Source organism: Neotamlana laminarinivorans, from assembly GCF_020523925.1.
Taxonomy (GTDB): Bacteria; Bacteroidota; Bacteroidia; order Flavobacteriales; family Flavobacteriaceae; genus Neotamlana; species Neotamlana laminarinivorans.
In genome coordinates, this window is the sequence record NZ_JAJAPW010000035.1 from 1 (window position 1) to 398 (window position 398).

Sequence of the window (398 nt, forward strand, 5' to 3'; positions counted from 1 at the left end):
TAGGTGAGACACAAAAACCGATGGCAATCTAGGAGAATAATGTCTAGCTTTTTCATAGTTTTTTATGAATCGTTCTTTATCAATTTTTAATAATTTACAAAACTCAAGGGTATCTAAAGGTTCAACCTCACGAGGAATAACCATAACATCATAAGAAGGTTGGTTGGCAACTAGTAATTCGCCATTTCTGTCGTATACAAAGCCGCGTTTTGGGTAGTCGTAAACTTTTCTAATAGCGTTGTCTTCATACAAATTATGCCCACTAGAGTTATATACTTGAAGGTAAAATAATCTAGCAATAAAAAGTAAGCCAACAGCAATTATAGAAAAAAAAAGTAAAAGTTGTCTCATTTAGGTTTTTTACTAAAAATTATGGTAAAAACAATGCTTAATAAAAT

Annotated in this window: 1 pseudogene; it reads right to left on the reverse strand. The window is 30.9% G+C overall.

Features of this window, described 5'->3' with window-relative positions:
- Positions 1-351 (reverse strand): annotated as a pseudogene (locus LG649_RS15930) (penicillin-binding protein 2); the annotation flags it as partial.
- Positions 352-398: the final 47 nt, after the last annotated feature.